The organism is Aeromonas molluscorum 848 (assembly GCF_000388115.1).
Taxonomy (GTDB): domain Bacteria; phylum Pseudomonadota; class Gammaproteobacteria; order Enterobacterales; family Aeromonadaceae; genus Aeromonas; species Aeromonas molluscorum.
In genome coordinates this window covers 1-1,863 of record NZ_AQGQ01000283.1, presented here as the reverse complement: position 1 = coordinate 1,863, position 1,863 = coordinate 1, and the positions used below count along the sequence as shown (strand labels likewise).

At 64.3% G+C, this 1,863-nt stretch carries 1 protein-coding gene and 1 pseudogene; both read right to left on the bottom strand.

The features are described 5' to 3' along the window. Window positions 1-783 (bottom strand): annotated as a pseudogene (locus tag G113_RS19975) (bifunctional transcriptional activator/DNA repair enzyme AdaA); the annotation flags it as partial. A 51-nt stretch (window positions 784-834) separates the two neighbouring features. Further along, window positions 835-1,599, bottom strand: a complete 765-nt coding sequence (locus tag G113_RS19970; RefSeq protein ID WP_005913853.1) for an SDR family oxidoreductase — start codon at window positions 1,597-1,599, stop codon at window positions 835-837. Between the last annotated feature and the right edge of the window lie 264 nt (window positions 1,600-1,863).

Below are 1,863 nucleotides of genomic sequence, written 5' to 3'. Positions count from 1 at the left end.
GTCTCGCCCCAGTGATAGCCGCCGAGCTTGCCGTTTTGCTGGAGTGACTCTGTGGCAGGGGATCATCAAGGCGACGGGGTTGGCGCCCACCGCCAGCCCCACGGCGCGGGCGGCCTTGGGGTTGCCGACGGCGCTCGCCACTTGGGCGTAGCTCACCACCTTGGCTGGCGGGATCTCGAGCAGCGCCCGCCAGACGCTGATTTGAAAGTTGGTGCCGCTCACGTGCAGCGAGATGGGGCGATCCGGTGCCTTGCTGCCATCGAACATGGTGTGGATGACCCCCTGGGTGCGTGATGGCGCCTCCCGCAGCTCCGCCTCGGGCCAGCGCTGGGCGAGGGCTGTCAGGGGCGCCTCTGGGGCCTGGTCATCGAGAAACGAGAAATTGCACACCCCCCGCGGGGTCAGGGCGACGAACGCTTGGCCGAAGGGGGTGTCGTGCACCCCGTGATCGATGACCAGCCCGGCCCCGCGCTGCTTGTATTCGCCCGGCGTCACCGCTTCGAGCTGCACGAAGTGATCGTAGAGCCGCGAGCCGCTGCTAAGGCCCAGGGTATCGGCCACCTCCAGCAGGGAGCGCGATTCGTGCAGCAGCGCCTTGGCCCGATCCAGGGTCAGCACCTGCAAGTAGCGCTTCGGGGTAACCCCAGCCCAGCGGCTGAAGAGCCGCTGGAAGTGAAAGGGACTTAAGTGCACGTGCGCCGCTATCTCGTCCAGGGTGGGCTGGCGCGCCACCTGGCTTGCGATAAAACGGATGGCATCGGCGATGCGGGCGTAATCAGACATAAGGCGCTCTCACGATAAGTTTGCAGCCGCAGCATCTTGGGTGCGACAAGGTCATGTGCGACAAATAGATACCCCCCCATCGGCCAGCAGGGCAATCCCGGTGGTAAAGCTGGATGCATCGGACGCCAGATAGAGGGCCGAGCGGGCGATCTCCTCCGGTTGGGCCAGCCGTTTGAGGGCATGCATATTCTGCACAAAGGCGAGACTCTCCGGTGTATTGGTAAAGGCCTGCCCCATGGGGGTGTCGGTGCCCCCCGGCAGCAGGGCGTTGACCCGCACCCCTTGCGCCCCATACTCGGCGGCCAGCACCTGGGTCAGGCCGATGAGACCCGCCTTGCTTGCTGCATAGGCCGCCATGCCGGGCAGCCCCAGGGTATGGCCGACGAAGGTGGAGGTAAAGGTAAGCGAGCCGCCCCCGCGCGCCAACATGGCGGGGATCTGGTATTTGGCCCCCACAAAGGCGCTGGTGAGGTTGGTATCCAGGGTTTCATGCCACTGGGTCAGCGCCATCTCCTGCACGCTGCCCGGCGCCCCCGTGATGCCGGCGTTATTGAAGGCGATATCCAGCCCCCCGAAACGTCCCACGGCCAGCTCCACCAGGGCGCTGGCGTAAGATTCACTTTTCACATCCCCCGCGAGGCTCACCGCTTGGCCCCCGAATTCCCTGATCTCCTCCACCAGCGCATCCAGCTCGGGCTGGCGGCGGGCACCCAGCACGACGCTGGCCCCCTCCCGGGCAAACAGGATGGCGCTGGCGTGGCCGATGCCGGAGCTGGCTCCCGTGATGATGGCGACCTTGTTGGACAGTTGTGACATGGCAGTTCCCTCGCTAGATGTGCATGGCGTCAGGTGGCGACGCCCATGCCGGATTGGCAGACAAGTTGATGGGTTCAAACCCCTCCTGGTTCAAACCTCCTTTGGTTCAAACCCTCGGGGGTTCGAAAGCACTTTTGGTTTGAAAGCACTATGGCTGCGAACCTTCGTCACGACGACCCGGATCTTGCTCACTTTTCCCATCGGCGATGGCCCATCACGGCATCGGGAGATATCAGCGTTTTTTGAAGGGAGTGGGAAGGAAGT

Coding starts and splice junctions, on each gene's coding strand:
- G113_RS19970 (WP_005913853.1), bottom strand. CDS start 1,599: ATGTCACAACTGTCCAACAAGGTCGCCATCATCACGGGAGCCAGCTCC.